This window comes from Amycolatopsis sp. cmx-4-54 (genome assembly GCF_046548895.1).
GTDB lineage: Bacteria > Actinomycetota > Actinomycetes > Mycobacteriales > Pseudonocardiaceae > Amycolatopsis.
The window spans coordinates 274,066-287,633 of the sequence record NZ_JAEBEJ010000002.1; the positions used below are offsets into that span (position 1 = coordinate 274,066).

Below are 13,568 nucleotides of genomic sequence, written 5' to 3' on the forward strand. Positions count from 1 at the left end.
CGCTGCTCACCAGCCGGGAGGACGTCGACCGCCCGGACGTGCGTCGAATACCCTTCACCCGTGAGTAAAGGCAGCCATCACCGAAGCGCGTTACGCGCTGTGCGTGGTGGCTTGCTCGGCGTGAGTTCCGCGGCGCTGGCCGTGACCGCTCACTTGATCGGCGACGGCGACCTCCCCGATACGGCCATGACGTTGTTGCTCACCGTGCTGATCGGCTGGAACGCCGCCGCGCTCGCCGCGAAGGCGCGCGGGCCGCTGGCCACCATCGTCGACCTCGGCGCCGGTCAGGTCGTGATGCACCTCGTGCTCAGCTCGCTGAGCACGCACGAGCTCGTGCACGACGAGCCCGCCCCGATCTCGGGCGGCCTCGCGATGACCGTCGCGCACGTCGTCGCCACGCTGATCACCGCGTTGCTGCTGGCCAAGGCCGACGGACTGCTGCTCGGCGTCCTCTCCTGCCTGCGCGCGCTGGTCCCGTTCATCCTCAACGCGCTCCCGGTGCCCGCCGCGGTCGCGGCCCCGGTGCTCGCCCGTCCGGCCGGGCCCGGCCACCTCGTCCGCGTGGACCTCCGCCGCGTCCACGGCAGGCGCGGACCGCCGCTGTTCTCCTGAAACCCCAGCTCATCCCCCTAACCGGCGAGGTCCCCGAACCCGCCGTCACAGTGCCTGGTGGTGAACCCGCCCCTCAGCTTCGCCAACAGGCTCGATCACGTTCAGGAGTTCTCCGTGTCCAAGCACGTCATCAAGCGCGCCGGTTTCCTGGCCGCCACCGTCGGGATCGCCGGCCTGCTCTCGGCCGGGATCGCCTCGGCCCACGTCACCGCCAACGTCTACGGCCCCCAGCCGTCGAAGGGCGGCTACGGATCGATCTTCTTCCGCGTCCCCAACGAGGAGAAGGACGCCGGCACGGTCAAGGTCGAGATCGCCCTCAAGCCCGAGTACGCGCTCAGCTCCGTGCGCGCCAAGCCGCTTCCCGGCTGGAAGGCCGAGGTCGTCAAGTCCAAGCTGCCCGCCCCGGTGACCACCGACTCCGGTACGCAGATCACCGAGGCCGTCACCAAGGTCTCCTGGACCGCGGAGCCCGGCACCAAGATCGCCGCCGGATCGACCGAGTTCCAGGAGTTCCAGATCAGCGCGGGCAAGTTCCCGGCCAACGTCGACACGATCGAGTTCCCCGCCACCCAGACCTACGAGAACGGCAAGGTCGTCGAGTGGAACCAGCCGACCCCGGCCTCCGGTGAGGAGCCCGAGCACCCCGCGCCGACGGTGAAACTCGCCGAGAAGAGCGCCGACGGACACGGCGGCGGCCACGGCACCGACACCAAGGCCGCTCCCGGGGAATCGCACGCGTCCTCGTCGTCCGACAACACCGCCCGCTGGCTCGGCGGCGCCGGCCTGGTCGTCGGCGCGCTCGGCCTCGGCGCCGGCGCCGGCGCCGGCGCCACCCTGCGCGCCCGTCGCGCCACCGCCGTCTCGAGCAAGAGCAACACCGAGGGAACCGAATAAATGCGTAAAGCGATCGTCGCGCTGGCGATCACCGGGGTGGCGTGGCTCGCCACCGCCACCCCGGCCCTGGCGCACAACGTCCTGATCTCCTCGGACCCGGCGAAGGGCACTTCGATCGCCGCCGGGCCCGCGAAGATCACGCTCACGTTCGACCAGTACGTCCAGAACGCGAACGTCAACCAGATCGCGGTCATCGGACCGGGCGGCGGCCAGTGGGCCGAAGGTCAGGTCGAGGTCCGCGACAGCGTCGTGACCGTGCCGCTGCGGCCGCTCGGCCCGGCGGGCGAGTACAAGATCGGTTACCGGATCCTGTCCGCGGACGGGCACGCCGTGACCGGAGAGGTGCCGTTCACCCTCACCGCCGCGGGCACCGGGACCCCGGCGAGCGCCGACGCCGCGCGCAGCAACGCGGGCCAGGCCGAGACGACGCCGGCGACCGGCGGCGAAGGCTCGTCCGGCGTGCCGATCTGGGTGTGGATCGCGGGCGCCGTCGTACTGCTCGCCGTCGGGCTGACCGTCGCGCTGCGCACCGGCGCGGGTGACAAGGAGAAGAGCGGCTCATGACCCAGGCCGAGACCACCTCGCGTGCCCGCGTCGCCGTCCTGTTCTGCGTGGTGACGGCGGGCATCGTCGGCGCCCTGATCGGCGTCGCGCTGACGGCCACCGCCCCGGTCCCCGGGGTCGCGCAGGTCAGCGAGGTGGTCTCGGTCTCGATCCCGATCGTGCGGGTGCTGCTGGACATCTCGGCGGTCGCCACGATCGGGCTGGCGCTGCTTTCGGTGCTGGTCGGCTACGACCGGCCGAAGCTTTCCGAGCCGATCATGCGGATCGCGCGGCCCGCGAGCGTCGCGGCCGCGCTGGTCTGGGCGACCACCGCGCTCGTCGCGCTGATCCTGCAGACCGCCGAGTACCGCCCGGGTTCCAGCACGCTGTCGATGTCGGACGTCGGCAGCTACATCGCCGACGTCGGCGCCGGGAAGGCGCTGCTGATCGTGGCGGTGCTGGCCCTGCTGCACGCGGGACTCGGCGTCCTCACCCTGAAACACGGCGAGAAGGTGCCCGCCGAGGTCCGCGTGGGCCTCGGCCTGTTCGCGCTGCTGCCGCTGCCGGTCACCGGGCACGCGTCGAACTGGAACTACCACGACTACACGATGATCTCGATGGAACTGCACGTGATGAGCGCCGTCGCCTGGACCGGCGGGCTCGGCGCGATGGCGGTGCTGCTCGTCGGGAACCGGACGCTGCTGGCGCACGCCCTGCCGCGGTTCTCCAAACTCGCGACGCTGTGCCTGATCCTCGGCGCGGCGACCGGACTGTTCAACGGGCTGATCGAGATCTCGCTCAACCCGTCGCTCGGCTTCTGGGAAGGCGTCTTCACCACACCGTACGGGCAGCTGGTGCTGCTGAAGCTGTTGTGCACCGGCGTGATCGCGGGACTCGGCGCGTACACGCGCTGGAAGCTGATTCCCCGGATCATCCGGCACAACCGGACGGCGCTGGCCGCGTGGGCGACGCTGGAACTGACCGTGATGGGGCTCGCGTTCGGCTTCGCCGTCGTCCTCACGCGAGCCCCGGTCGTGCCGACGACCTAGTTCGACTGTCAGTTCGCCGCGACCCCCGTGAGCCCGGGTTCGTGTCGGATTCGCCTTACTCCTAGTTCTCCACCGCGTACCGCAGGATCACGACGCCGTTCTCGAACGCCGTGGCCTCGATCGGCTTCAGGTCCCGCCGGTCCTGGAACATCCGGGTCCCCTTGCCGAGTGACACCGGGCAGACCATCATCCGGATCTCGTCGACGACGCCCGCGTCCAGCAGCGACCGCATCAGGGTCAGGCTCCCCCACAGCCAGATGTCCTTGCCGCTCTGTTCCTTGAGCTCCCGGACGGTGGCGGCCGGGTCGCGCGTCACGGTCGCGGCGGGGAAACCACCCCAAGGGGCGTCCTCCAGCTCGGACGAGGCGACGAACTTGGTGAGGTCGTTGACCTTCTCGCCGTACTCGCCCTGCTCTTCGGCGTGGGGCCAGTAGTCCTTGGCCATGGCGTAGGTGTTCGCGCCCAGGATCATCGTGTCGACCGAATCGATGAACCCCATCACGCTCGCCTTGAACGCCGGCTCGGTCTTCTCGGAGAAAGGCTCTCCCGGCACGAAGCTCAGGCCGCCGTCCTCCTCCGCGGCGATGTTGTCGACGGTGACCCACTGCTGAACGATGAGCTTGCGCATGTCCGTCCTCCGGTTCGCGCGGCCACTCCGGCCGCGTCCGCCCCGGGGACGAAGCCGTCGGGCCGGTCTCGACATCGTGGGCGCGAATTTTTCGCGAGCTGTTACACACCTTGCTCCATCCGGCCGCATTTGCCCGGTTTCGCTGTCCTCATCGGACCTACGCCGCGATGCTCTACGCGTTCGCTGGGGTTAACCCGAAGAGGGGATGGTAGATGGGCGGCCCGTTTCCGGGTGAAAGCGAAGTCAGCACGCCACAGGTACCGCGCCAGCGATCGGCGGTGAAACTCACCAGACAGGTGAGTTCGGGGCCGCGTCAGCTCCCGCCCGCCCCCGCGCATTTCACCAACCGCACGGCCGAGCTCACGCTGCTCGAAAACCTTCTGGCGCGGGACGGCACCGACGGACCGGCGGTGCACCTGATCAGCGGTCAGGGCGGGATCGGGAAGACGGCGCTGGCCACCGCGTGGGCCCGGCACCTCGGCGACCGGTTCCCCGACGGGCACCTCTGGGCGGATCTCGGCGGCTTCAGCGCCAACGGCCCGCTCTCCGCGAGCGAAGCGCTCGGCCGGTTCCTCCGGGCGTTGGGCGTTCCGCCGGAAGGGCTGCCCGCGGACGTCGAGGAGCTCACCGCGCTCTACCGCACGACGACCGCCGAACTGCCGTTGCTCGTACTGCTCGACAACGCGGGTTCGACCGAACAGGTCTTGCCGCTGCTGCCCGCCGGCGGCGAAAGCCTCGTGATCGTGACGTCGAGGCGCCGGCTGGGCAGGCTCCAGACCGAACATCGCGCGCGGCTGGTCGAGCTGGCCCCCTTCGGTTCCGCCCACAGCGCCGAACTGCTGGGACGCGCTGTCGGCGCGGAGCGGGTCGGCGCCGAAGCCGCGCAGGCGCGGGCCATCGCCGACCTGTGCGGGGGCCTCCCGATCGCCCTCACCACGGTCAGCGCCAAGCTCGCGGGGCGGCCGAAGATGTCGCTGGAGAAGATCGCCACCGAGCTGGGGAAGGAATATCGTCGACTGGCCACGCTCTCGACGAAAGAGGCGCAATCGGTGGAAGCCAGCTTCAACCTCTCCTACGACGAACTCCCCTCGGACGCGGCCGCGCTGTACGCGGCGCTCGGCCTGCATCCCGGGCCCGACTTCGGCGTCGGCGTGGCCGCCGCGTCGATCGCCGTCCGCGAAGAGGTCGCCGACGACCTGCTGGACCAGCTCGTCGACGTCGGCCTGCTGATCGACCGAGGCGATGACCGGTACACCTTCCACGACCTCGCGCGGCTGCACGCCAAGGAGAAGACGGCGAGCAACGAGTACGACCGCGACATCGCGGTGCGCCGCATGCTCGAGTGGTATCTGCACACGGCTTCCAGGACCACCGCGATGACGGTTCCCGACCAGGACCCGATCCCGTACCGGTACGAATACCGGCCGCCGACGCCGGTGTCGTTCGAGTCCGCCGAAGAAGAACTCGCCTGGCTCGAACGGGAACGCGAGAACCTCATCGCCGCGGTCGAGACCGCCGAAACGGGGCAGCTGCCGGAACTCGGCTGGCAGCTCGCCGCCGCGATGTGGCCGCTCTTCCTGCTGCGCAAGCACTATCCGGACTTCCTGAAGGTGAGCCAGGCCGGCGTGCGATGCGCGCGGGCGTGGGGCAACGCCTCCGCCGAGGCCCTGATGCACAACCGCAGCGGCGCCGCCTGCCGCGGCACCGGCCGGTACGACGAAGCCGTCGCGCATTACGAGGCCGGCCGCGAAGCCGCGCGGAAGGCCGGGAACGAGATCGTCGAGATCCGGTCGGTGGAAGGGCTCGGCCTGGTCGCGCTGGCGCAGGGCAGGCTCGATGACGCGGTCCGCTGGTTCACCGAAGACCACCGGCTGAGCGAAGCGCAGAACCGGACGCACGACATCGGGCTCGCGCTGATCAACCTCGGCTCGACCCAGCTCCGGGCCGGCCGGGCCGAACCCGCGATCGAGCACCTCACCCGCGCTCGCGAGGAACTGGCCGCCGATCCCTACAACGTGGCCCGCGCCCGGACCGAACTCGGCCGTGCCCTCACCGCGGCCGGGGATCTCGCGGCCGCGCGGACCGAACTCGAAGCTTCGCTCGCCACCATGGAGGCCAGCGGGTCGCGGTTCGAGGTCGCCAGGGCGCTGTCCGCCTCCGGCGAGGTCGCCGAGGCGGAAGGGAACACCGACGAGGCGAGGCGGTTCTACGACCGGGCGTTGCCCATCCTCGTCGGCCTCGGCCGCCCGGAGGCTGACGCTCTGCGCACACGACTGGAACAGCTCTGATCCGACGGCACCGATCGGTACCCGGCGACCGGGTGAACTCGCCGCACCGAATAACACAGCGTAGTTGCAAGTTGCACATTCGGGGGAGCATTGGGCCGAGAGAAGTGATCAGCCCGGGCGAATTCGTCACCGTTTGATCGGCGAATTCGGACAAGCGACGAACGGTCATTCGCCGTCGGCGAATGCACGTGCAGATACCGTTCCCGGGTGAGTCACCGATACCGGTTCCAGCGTGCCCCGGTGCGCCCGTTCCGGAGATCGTTCAACCGTTTCCGCAGTTCATCCCGCACGCTGGGATGACTGCGGAGAATCGGCAGAACACTGGTCGTGAGCTTCAGTTCACGGATGGCACGCAGTACCGAGAACCCGGACCAGGTGGTCACGTCGAATCCGTACCGCTGCGCGAACACGCGATAGCGGGCGGGTGGATCACCGAACCGTTCACGGCCGACGGCGAGCGGTGTCAGATCCCATTCCGGCGGCCCGACACAGGACGAATCGAAATCGCACAGCACCGGACCGTCCGGTCCGGGGATCACATTCCCGGTGTGCGCGTCCCCGTGGACGAGGCCACGGGGCAGGGGGAAGTCGAGGTCCGCGAGCGCGGCCTCGACCTCGGCGCAGCGTTCGAGCAGGAACCGCCGGTCGCCGTCGTCCAGCTCCTCCGCGTCCGAAACCCGGGCGCGGACCGCGGCGAACGGCGCCCATTCGGCGAGCCCCTCGGGCGGCGGGAGCGCGTGGACCCGGCGCAGCAGGGCGGCGAGGTCGTCCGCCTTCGCCTTCCGGCCGGTCCCCGGCACCTTCCACCAGACCGTCACGAGATGTCCGCCGACCGGCAAGGGCTGGTCGATGCCGGCCACGAGGCGGATGGCGGGCACGTCGTGCCGTTCGAAATGCCGCGCGACCCGCACGACCGTGCCGACGCGATGCCGCAGCCGGGTGGAACCGACGATCCGGACGACGAACGGCGCGCTCGCCAGCTCGTAGACGGCGTTGTTGGTGAACCTCAGCAGGCGGGCGCCTTCGGGGTCGACACCCAGCAGATCGCACGTCCGCCCGAGGGCGTCGCGCAGGATGGCGGGCGTGAACCGGCCGCCCGGGCCGGTCGGCTCAGGCGGCGTAGAAGGAGTTGAGGCGGTCGGCGAGGTCACGGGCGTCGGCGTTGTTCCGGCGGCGTTCCGCCTCGACCTGCAGTGGCCGCATCCGGTCCTTCACCCGCTCCGACTTGATGCCTTCGGCGCAGTCGATGGCCTTCGAACCCACCTTCGCGCCGTGGTCGAGATCGCCTTCGAGCAGGTGGTTCGTCGCCAGGGCGCTGAGCATGAACGTCTTGCTGCGGGCCATGTCGTCGGTGTAGGCCTCGACGGCCTTGGTCAGCGCCGGGATCGCGTACTTGGTGTGCTCGGCGTTCTTCTCGGCGAGCACGGTGTGCACGGTGCCGATCATGGCGTAGACGTCGGTCTCGGTGAAGAACTTGACCCAGGACTCGGCCTCGGCCAGATCGGCCCGGGCGAACTCGTCCTTGCTCCGGCCGAGCAGCTTCGAGGCCTGCTCCTCGTTGCCCATCATCGCGTAGGCCCACGCCTCGTTGGCGCAGAGCACGGCGACCGCCAGCTCGGAGCCCGATTCCTGGGCGGCGATCTGGCCGAGCTGGAACAGTTTCAACGCGTCGTTGGGCGCGTCGTTGTGCAGGTAGACCCGGCCCATCCGGTACAGCACGTTGGCCACCAGCGGGTGACTGTCACCCTGTTTGGCCAGGTCCAGTGCATTCGCGAAATGGCCGCGGGCGGAATCCATGAGACCGGTGTCGAAGGAGGTCCAGCCCGCCAGGCTGTGCAGGTCGGCGAGCGCGACGTACAGCCGGCTCTTGACCATCTCGGTGCCGTTGGACTCGAGCATCTGCTGTCCCCAGGACAGCTGGGCGACCACGGCGTCGCGGCAGAAACCGCCGCCGTACTGGTAGTCGAGGGAGCGGAGCGCTCTGGTCGCGGCTTCCACCTGGCGGACGTCCGTCATGCCGATCCGCCCGGGGGCGGGCGTCTTCGCGGGGCCCGCCGACCACGTGCCCGATTCCGGACCGAACACCGCCGCACCCATCGTGACCTGGGCGGCGTGCGCGAGGAACCTCCGTCGCTTCACGGACTCGTCCTCCTCCGCCTGCTGGCCGTCGGCAGCGCCGACGACCTTTATCGCTGTCGCCTCGTCATAGGCGAGACCCATGTATCCCCGGGGGACACCAAGGCCGTCAGCGATGCGGGTGAGCACGTCGTACGCCATCACCTGGCGACCCTTGAGGATCTCGGACACCTCGGACTGCGACTGGCCGGTCATCGCGGCGATCTGACGCTGCGAAACACCGTGCTTGCGCAACAGCCGGTACACCGACGAGATCTCCCGTGTGGCCAGTGCGGCTCGCATCTCCGGCTGCTCCCAGGCATCCGGTGGCACGGGGTGACTCTGGCGACCCGAACCGCTTGCAGCGTCCGAGCCGGCGACAGCGCCGCCACCGATACTGGCGTCCATTGCGCCCCCTCACAGTTCCGTTGGGGTCGAGAAACAGCGTAGGCACACCTATTCAACCGTGCGAAACACCGGATCGCCCGCGTGATCGGCCCGGCAGAAGTCGTTTGACCGCTTACCGTGAAACCCCGTCCGGTCACCGCTATGACGGCGGTTCGACCTTCTATCGCACTCGGTTTCACATCACTGTAGTTGTCAGATCTCCGTGACCGACCGGCCACCGGGCGCGATCACAGAGAGCTACCAAGTTCCGAACCCCCTAAAGGTGCGGACACGCGGAAACGAAGACGACGTGGAACGAGAGAGCGGAGAAGAGCCAGTGGAGTTCGTGGACTCGATCGCAACAGGCTCCATCACCGCGGGTCGGCCCGGTATGGCCACGCGCCACCTGCGTGCGGCCGGCCCGGCCGGTCAGCAGACGGTCGCCGTCGCCCCCGGCGCCAACCGTCCGGTCTCCCCTTCCGCCCCGGTCGACCCCCGTACCGCGAGTGTGCGCCGTTACGAAGGCGGACAGCTGGTCTGGCGGGTGCAGTGCGGCGATCTCATCAGCCGTGAACGCGCCGTCACCGTGTTCGTCGAAGACAACCAGGTGGTTCTCGTCTCGCCGCCAGGAGAGACCGCGCGCCTGACGTCCGGCCAGCTCGGCCAGCTCAGGGCAGCGCTCAACGAAGCCGCCAAGATGGCGGAAAGGTAACGGTGAGTTCTCCGTGGATCAGGTCCTAGGGCAAGTTCTCCGCAACGCGGTTTGGGAACGCCTCGACATGCTCTCCGATCTCGCGACCCGGGCCGACGCGCAGTCGCTCGTCTCGGTCGCCCGCTCGGAGCTCCCCCGCCTGACCGAAGGCTGGCGCGCGATGCTCCTGGCGCACGAGCCCGACGAGCGCGGGGACTGCCCCACCTGCTCGACCCGCTGGCACAGGTGCAAGGCCCCCTGCTCGGTATGGCAGGTCGCGCACGAGCACCTGGTCGCCGGCGGTCTCGCCCCCCAGCAGACCGCGGCCTCCCAGGACCGCCGGCGCCGCGTTCCCGGGCAGAGCCGCGTGAGCCCTGCCGAAACCACCGGCAGGCACGCGCTGATCAACCCGCGTCGTCCCATCACAGCTTGAAAGACCGGCGAGTGAACGGCGGTCCGAGCGCCCCCTCGGCAACCACGCCACGATCTCGCCTTCGCCGGCGGCGGTTCGCGCGTACCCCCGAACGCGACGAGCCGCTCTCGGTAATCACTCCGGTCCCCACCGCGATTAATCGAAAATTATCGGCAGAACACCTAGCGAAGGTACTAATCGGTCGCTAGGTTGATGATCACAAACGCAGCGCGATACCTGCCCCGGGGCGCGCTGCCATCCCCGAACCCCGCGGGCCGGTGCCGTTGCACTCCCCTCCCCCGACCGGCACCGGTCCGCGGTCTCCAATTTTCCTGTCAGCTGACCGTTTTCACCCACGTGACCAGCACCGCGGCGATGACGGTGGACAGCGCCGAAGCCGCGAAGAGGCTCGAGTATCCGCCCAGGTAGGCCAGGATCGGCGCGGTCAGCATCGGCGCCACCACCTGCGGCAGCGAGTTCGCGATGTTGATGACCCCGAGGTCCTTCGCCCGGTCCTGCGCGGCGGGCAGCACCTGCGTGAGCATCGCGAGCGCGACGGCCATGTACGCGCCGAAACCGATGCCCAGCAACGGTGACGCCGCGAGGGCGGCCGTCCAGTTCTGCCAGACGACCAGCAGCAGCGCGGCCACGGCCATCACCGCGGACGCGGCGAAGACGTAAGGCTTGCGCCGCCCCGATTTGTCGGAGAAGTGCCCGGCGATGAGCGCGCCGACGATGAGCGCGGCACCGTAGAGGCCCATCATGATCAGCAGTCCGGTGTCCGGATCTTCGTAGTGCACCGCGTCCTTCAAGAAGAACAAGAGGTACAGCGTCCCGAACGCGTTGCCGAGGTTGATCATGAAATGACATCCCCACGCCCAGGCGAAGTCCGGATGCCTGCGTGGCGAGATCCACAGGTTCGCCAGCACGTCACGGGTCCGGGCGGACGGGCGGAACGCGACCGGGAGCCGCGCGTCCGGTGTGCGCAGGACGAACGCCGCCGCGCCCGCCAGCACGATGGCCGCGCACACCGCGTATCCCAGCGGGAGACCGGCGAGGTCGAGCATCACCACGACCACCACCGCGCCGAGCACGGTCCCGAGCATCTGGGCGATGCCGACGAGCCCGCCGACCTGCGCGCGCTGCGGTACGGGCACGCGGTCCGCGATGGCCGAGACCAGCATCGCGAGCATCCCGTTCAATCCTGCCTGGACCAGGCACCAGCCGAGCACCATGATCGCGACGTTCGGCGCGAACGCGAGAACGAGCAGCCCGGCCGCGGCGACCGCCGCACCGGCGGCCGTCCACGGATGACGGCGGCCGCGGGCGGAGCAGGTGCGGTCCGAGAGCAGGCCGATGGCCGGGTTGGCGATCAGCGCGACGACCGCGCCGATCCCGGTGACCAGGCTGAACACCGCTTCCTTGTTGGCCGCGTCCAGCAACTCGGCCTGCTTCGGCAGGAGGACCTGGATGGGCGCGTACACGCCGAGCCAGAGGGCGATGTTCGCGAAGAACAGCAGGCTCATCCAGCCCGCGCGGACCCTGGCGACCGGTTCCGCGAGCGCCTCGGGCAGCTCCCGGACCTCACTCATGGCGGATCAGGTCCCGGTACCAGCCGAAGGAGTCCTTCGGCGTGCGCTTCTGCGTCTCGTAGTCGATGTGCACCAGGCCGAAGCGCGGCTGGTAGCCCTTCGACCATTCGAAGTTGTCCATCAGCGACCAGACGAAGTACCCGCGGATGTCGACACCGGCGTCCATCGCCTCCCGCACCGCGACGAGGTGGCTGTCGAGGAAGTCGATGCGCTCCTGATCGTGGACTTGCCCGTCTTCGGTGACGACGTCGTCGAAACTGCACCCGTTTTCGGTGAGGTAGACCGGCGGAAGGTGCTCGCGGTAGCGCTCGTGGAAACCGACGAGCAGGTCGCGCAGCCCGTGCGGCACGATCGGGGAATCGTTGGTGGTCATGGGATATCCCTCGATCGCGCGAAGCTCGAAGGGCAGCGGGTTGCCTTCACCGGGCGCGGCGACGCCCTGCGGCTCGTAGTAATTCACCCCGTAGAAGTCGAGCGGCTGCGCGATGGTCGGGAGATCATCGGCGAAGCCCTCGGGCAGATGCTCGACGACTTGTTCGGGATATCGGCCGAGCAGCACCGGATCCGCGTAGGTGCGGTTGATGAGGGCGTCGATCCATTCGCCCGCGGCCTTGTCTTCCGGTGAATCGGAGGCGGGCCAGATCGGCGAATGATTGTTGGCCGTGCCGACGCTGCTCGCCCCGGCCGCGCGCAGCGCTTGGACCGCGAGACCGTGCGCGAGATTCTGGTAGTGCGCGGTGGGCAGGGCGTCGAGCAGGAGTGTCTTGCCGGGCGCGTACTCGCCGATCGCGTAGCCGAAGATCGACATGACCATGGGCTCGTTGAGCGGGATCCACATTTTCACCCGATCGGAGAACCGTTCGCCCACGATGGCGGCGTACTCCCCGAAGCGTTCGGCGGTATCACGGAAGAGCCAGCCGCCCTTGTCCTCGAGCGCTTGCGGGAGGTCCCAGTGGAACAGCGTCCCGGTCGGCGCGATGCCGGCGGCGCAGACTTCATCGAGCAATTTGTCATAGAAGGCAAGGCCTTCGGGGTTGGGTTTGCCGCTGCCGTCGGGCTGGATCCTTGGCCAGGCGAAGGACATGCGGTAGGCGCCGACGCCGAGTTCGGCCATCAGCGCGATGTCCTCGGAGTAGCGGTGGAAGTGATCGGCGGCTACCTTGGCGTGCTCAGCCCGCGCGATCTTTCCCTCCGTTTCGGTGAAAGTGTCCCAAATGGACTGTCCTCGGCCGCCCTCCCCGGTCGCCCCCTCGATCTGGAAGGCGGAGGTCGAAACACCCCACAGGAATTCGGACGGGAAGGTCGGATTCTCCACCGGCGGCACACCTTTCCTCTTCAGACTCGGCCGAACATGAAAAGTTCTCAGATACTATGCCTTCACTCGACCGGGGGGAACCCTGTCGGCACGATAAAGTCGCAGATCAGCGAAGGAGGAGCCCGAGTGTCCGACATCCAGGCCGCGAAACCGCAAGCGGAGACCACTCCGCTCCGGCGGCAACCCGTCCAGCAGCGCAGCGCCAAGCGGGTGGAGCAAATGCTCGACGCCAGCGCCCAGCTGATCGACGAGCTCGGTTACGACGCGTTGACGACCACGCTGATCGCGAAGCGCGCCGGCGTGGCCGTCGGTTCGCTGTACCAGTTCTTCCCCGACAAGCGGGCCGTAGTCCAGGCGCTGACGCAGCGGAACCTCGAACGGTTCGTCGCCGCGGTGTCGGAAACACTGAACGAGCTCGCGCCCGAACACTGGTGGGACGTCGTGGACTCGATCCTCGACATCTACCTCGCGATGCACCGCGAGGTTCCCGGTTTCTCGAAGGTCCACTTCGGTGACGTCGTCGACCGGCAGCTCCTGGACGAGACCCGCGACAACAACGCCGTCATCGTCGACGCGCTCACCGACGTGCTTTCGGCGCGGATCCAGTCGCCGCTCGACGACATCCGGTTCGCGCTGACGATCGCCAACGAGACCGCGGACGCTCTGCTGAAGCTGGCCTTCCGGCGGGACCCGCGAGGGGACGAGCGGATCGTGGCGGAGGCGAAGTCCGTGGTGAAGGGGTATCTGGCGAGCAAGTTCGGCGAGGCCTGAGAGTTTTTTCGGTCGCCCCGCCTTGGTGCTGAAGGACGCCTTCAGCCCACGTCAGTCCACTGTGGACGACCCTCATGACGTGAAGGTCCCCTTCCCTCAGCTCAGCCGAGGCAAGGGGGCCTTCACGCGCCCCACTGTGGTCGTTGGTGCTAGCTGTGACTCAGGAGGTCTTCGGGCCGGGACTCTGGATCCCTCAAGGAGGTCTTCACAGCCCTGCGAACCTGACCCCGCGCGGTTCACCCTTGATCCCGACGCCCGAGGATCCCACGTT

General features: G+C 68.8%; 13 protein-coding genes. 8 read left to right on the top strand and 5 right to left on the bottom strand.

Annotation, left to right across the window (positions count from 1 at the left end):
• Window positions 1-120: 120 nt before the first annotated feature.
• The 4 genes from ACLJQ7_RS06535 (at window position 121) to ACLJQ7_RS06550 (ending at window position 3,098) form a co-directional block, all read left to right on the top strand.
• Window positions 121-612, top strand: a complete 492-nt coding sequence (locus ACLJQ7_RS06535) for a hypothetical protein (RefSeq protein ID WP_410647852.1) — start codon at window positions 121-123, stop codon at window positions 610-612.
• Between the two features lie 114 nt (window positions 613-726).
• Window positions 727-1,506, top strand: a complete 780-nt coding sequence (locus ACLJQ7_RS06540) for a YcnI family protein (RefSeq protein WP_410647238.1) — start codon at window positions 727-729, stop codon at window positions 1,504-1,506.
• Window positions 1,507-2,070, top strand: coding sequence for a copper resistance protein CopC (locus ACLJQ7_RS06545; RefSeq protein ID WP_410647239.1), 564 nt, complete (start codon window positions 1,507-1,509; stop codon window positions 2,068-2,070).
• Complete coding sequence (locus ACLJQ7_RS06550; RefSeq protein ID WP_410647240.1) at window positions 2,067-3,098, top strand: copper resistance D family protein; 1,032 nt, start codon at window positions 2,067-2,069, stop codon at window positions 3,096-3,098. The genes ACLJQ7_RS06545 and ACLJQ7_RS06550 overlap by 4 nt, the downstream gene beginning before the upstream one ends.
• A 61-nt stretch (window positions 3,099-3,159) precedes the next feature.
• Here ACLJQ7_RS06550 and ACLJQ7_RS06555 read toward each other — a convergent pair whose 3' ends face one another.
• Window positions 3,160-3,726: a dihydrofolate reductase family protein gene (locus tag ACLJQ7_RS06555; protein WP_410647241.1), complete on the bottom strand. Its 567-nt coding sequence runs from the start codon at window positions 3,724-3,726 to the stop codon at window positions 3,160-3,162.
• 278 nt (window positions 3,727-4,004) lie between these two features.
• Here ACLJQ7_RS06555 and ACLJQ7_RS06560 point away from each other — a divergent pair, with 278 nt between their 5' ends.
• Window positions 4,005-6,014, top strand: a complete 2,010-nt coding sequence (locus ACLJQ7_RS06560; RefSeq protein ID WP_410647242.1) for a tetratricopeptide repeat protein — start codon at window positions 4,005-4,007, stop codon at window positions 6,012-6,014.
• A 212-nt stretch (window positions 6,015-6,226) separates the two neighbouring features.
• Here ACLJQ7_RS06560 and ACLJQ7_RS06565 read toward each other — a convergent pair whose 3' ends face one another.
• Both ACLJQ7_RS06565 and ACLJQ7_RS06570 read right to left on the bottom strand, forming a co-directional pair.
• Complete coding sequence (locus tag ACLJQ7_RS06565) at window positions 6,227-7,165, bottom strand: phosphotransferase family protein (RefSeq protein ID WP_410647243.1); 939 nt, start codon at window positions 7,163-7,165, stop codon at window positions 6,227-6,229.
• Window positions 7,125-8,432 (bottom strand): helix-turn-helix domain-containing protein, encoded by a 1,308-nt coding sequence (locus ACLJQ7_RS06570; RefSeq protein WP_410647853.1) that lies wholly within the window; start codon window positions 8,430-8,432, stop codon window positions 7,125-7,127. Before ACLJQ7_RS06570 ends, ACLJQ7_RS06565 begins: the two co-directional genes overlap by 41 nt.
• Before the next feature lie 421 nt (window positions 8,433-8,853).
• Between ACLJQ7_RS06570 and ACLJQ7_RS06575 the strand changes: the two genes are divergently transcribed.
• Both ACLJQ7_RS06575 and ACLJQ7_RS06580 read left to right on the top strand, forming a co-directional pair.
• Complete coding sequence (locus ACLJQ7_RS06575) at window positions 8,854-9,228, top strand: hypothetical protein (RefSeq protein WP_016330535.1); 375 nt, start codon at window positions 8,854-8,856, stop codon at window positions 9,226-9,228.
• A gap of 13 nt (window positions 9,229-9,241) precedes the next feature.
• Window positions 9,242-9,640 (top strand): hypothetical protein, encoded by a 399-nt coding sequence (locus tag ACLJQ7_RS06580; protein WP_410647244.1) that lies wholly within the window; start codon window positions 9,242-9,244, stop codon window positions 9,638-9,640.
• Window positions 9,641-9,954: 314 nt separating this feature from the next.
• Here ACLJQ7_RS06580 and ACLJQ7_RS06585 read toward each other — a convergent pair whose 3' ends face one another.
• Window positions 9,955-11,211, bottom strand: a complete 1,257-nt coding sequence (locus ACLJQ7_RS06585; RefSeq protein WP_410647245.1) for an MFS transporter — start codon at window positions 11,209-11,211, stop codon at window positions 9,955-9,957.
• Entirely contained in the window at window positions 11,204-12,526 is a 1,323-nt protein-coding gene (locus ACLJQ7_RS06590) for a GH1 family beta-glucosidase (protein WP_410647246.1), read from the bottom strand. Before ACLJQ7_RS06590 ends, ACLJQ7_RS06585 begins: the two co-directional genes overlap by 8 nt.
• 126 nt (window positions 12,527-12,652) lie before the next feature.
• On the opposite strand from ACLJQ7_RS06590, the gene ACLJQ7_RS06595 reads away from it, so the two are divergent.
• Window positions 12,653-13,297, top strand: coding sequence for a TetR family transcriptional regulator (locus ACLJQ7_RS06595; protein WP_410647247.1), 645 nt, complete (start codon window positions 12,653-12,655; stop codon window positions 13,295-13,297).
• Window positions 13,298-13,568: the final 271 nt, after the last annotated feature.

Coding starts and splice junctions, on each gene's coding strand:
- ACLJQ7_RS06550 (WP_410647240.1), top strand. CDS start 2,067: ATGACCCAGGCCGAGACCACCTCGCGTGCCCGCGTCGCCGTCCTGTTC.
- ACLJQ7_RS06570 (WP_410647853.1), bottom strand. CDS start 8,432: ATGCGAGCCGCACTGGCCACACGGGAGATCTCGTCGGTGTACCGGCTG.
- ACLJQ7_RS06585 (WP_410647245.1), bottom strand. CDS start 11,211: ATGAGTGAGGTCCGGGAGCTGCCCGAGGCGCTCGCGGAACCGGTCGCC.
- ACLJQ7_RS06555 (WP_410647241.1), bottom strand. CDS start 3,726: ATGCGCAAGCTCATCGTTCAGCAGTGGGTCACCGTCGACAACATCGCC.
- ACLJQ7_RS06545 (WP_410647239.1), top strand. CDS start 1,507: ATGCGTAAAGCGATCGTCGCGCTGGCGATCACCGGGGTGGCGTGGCTC.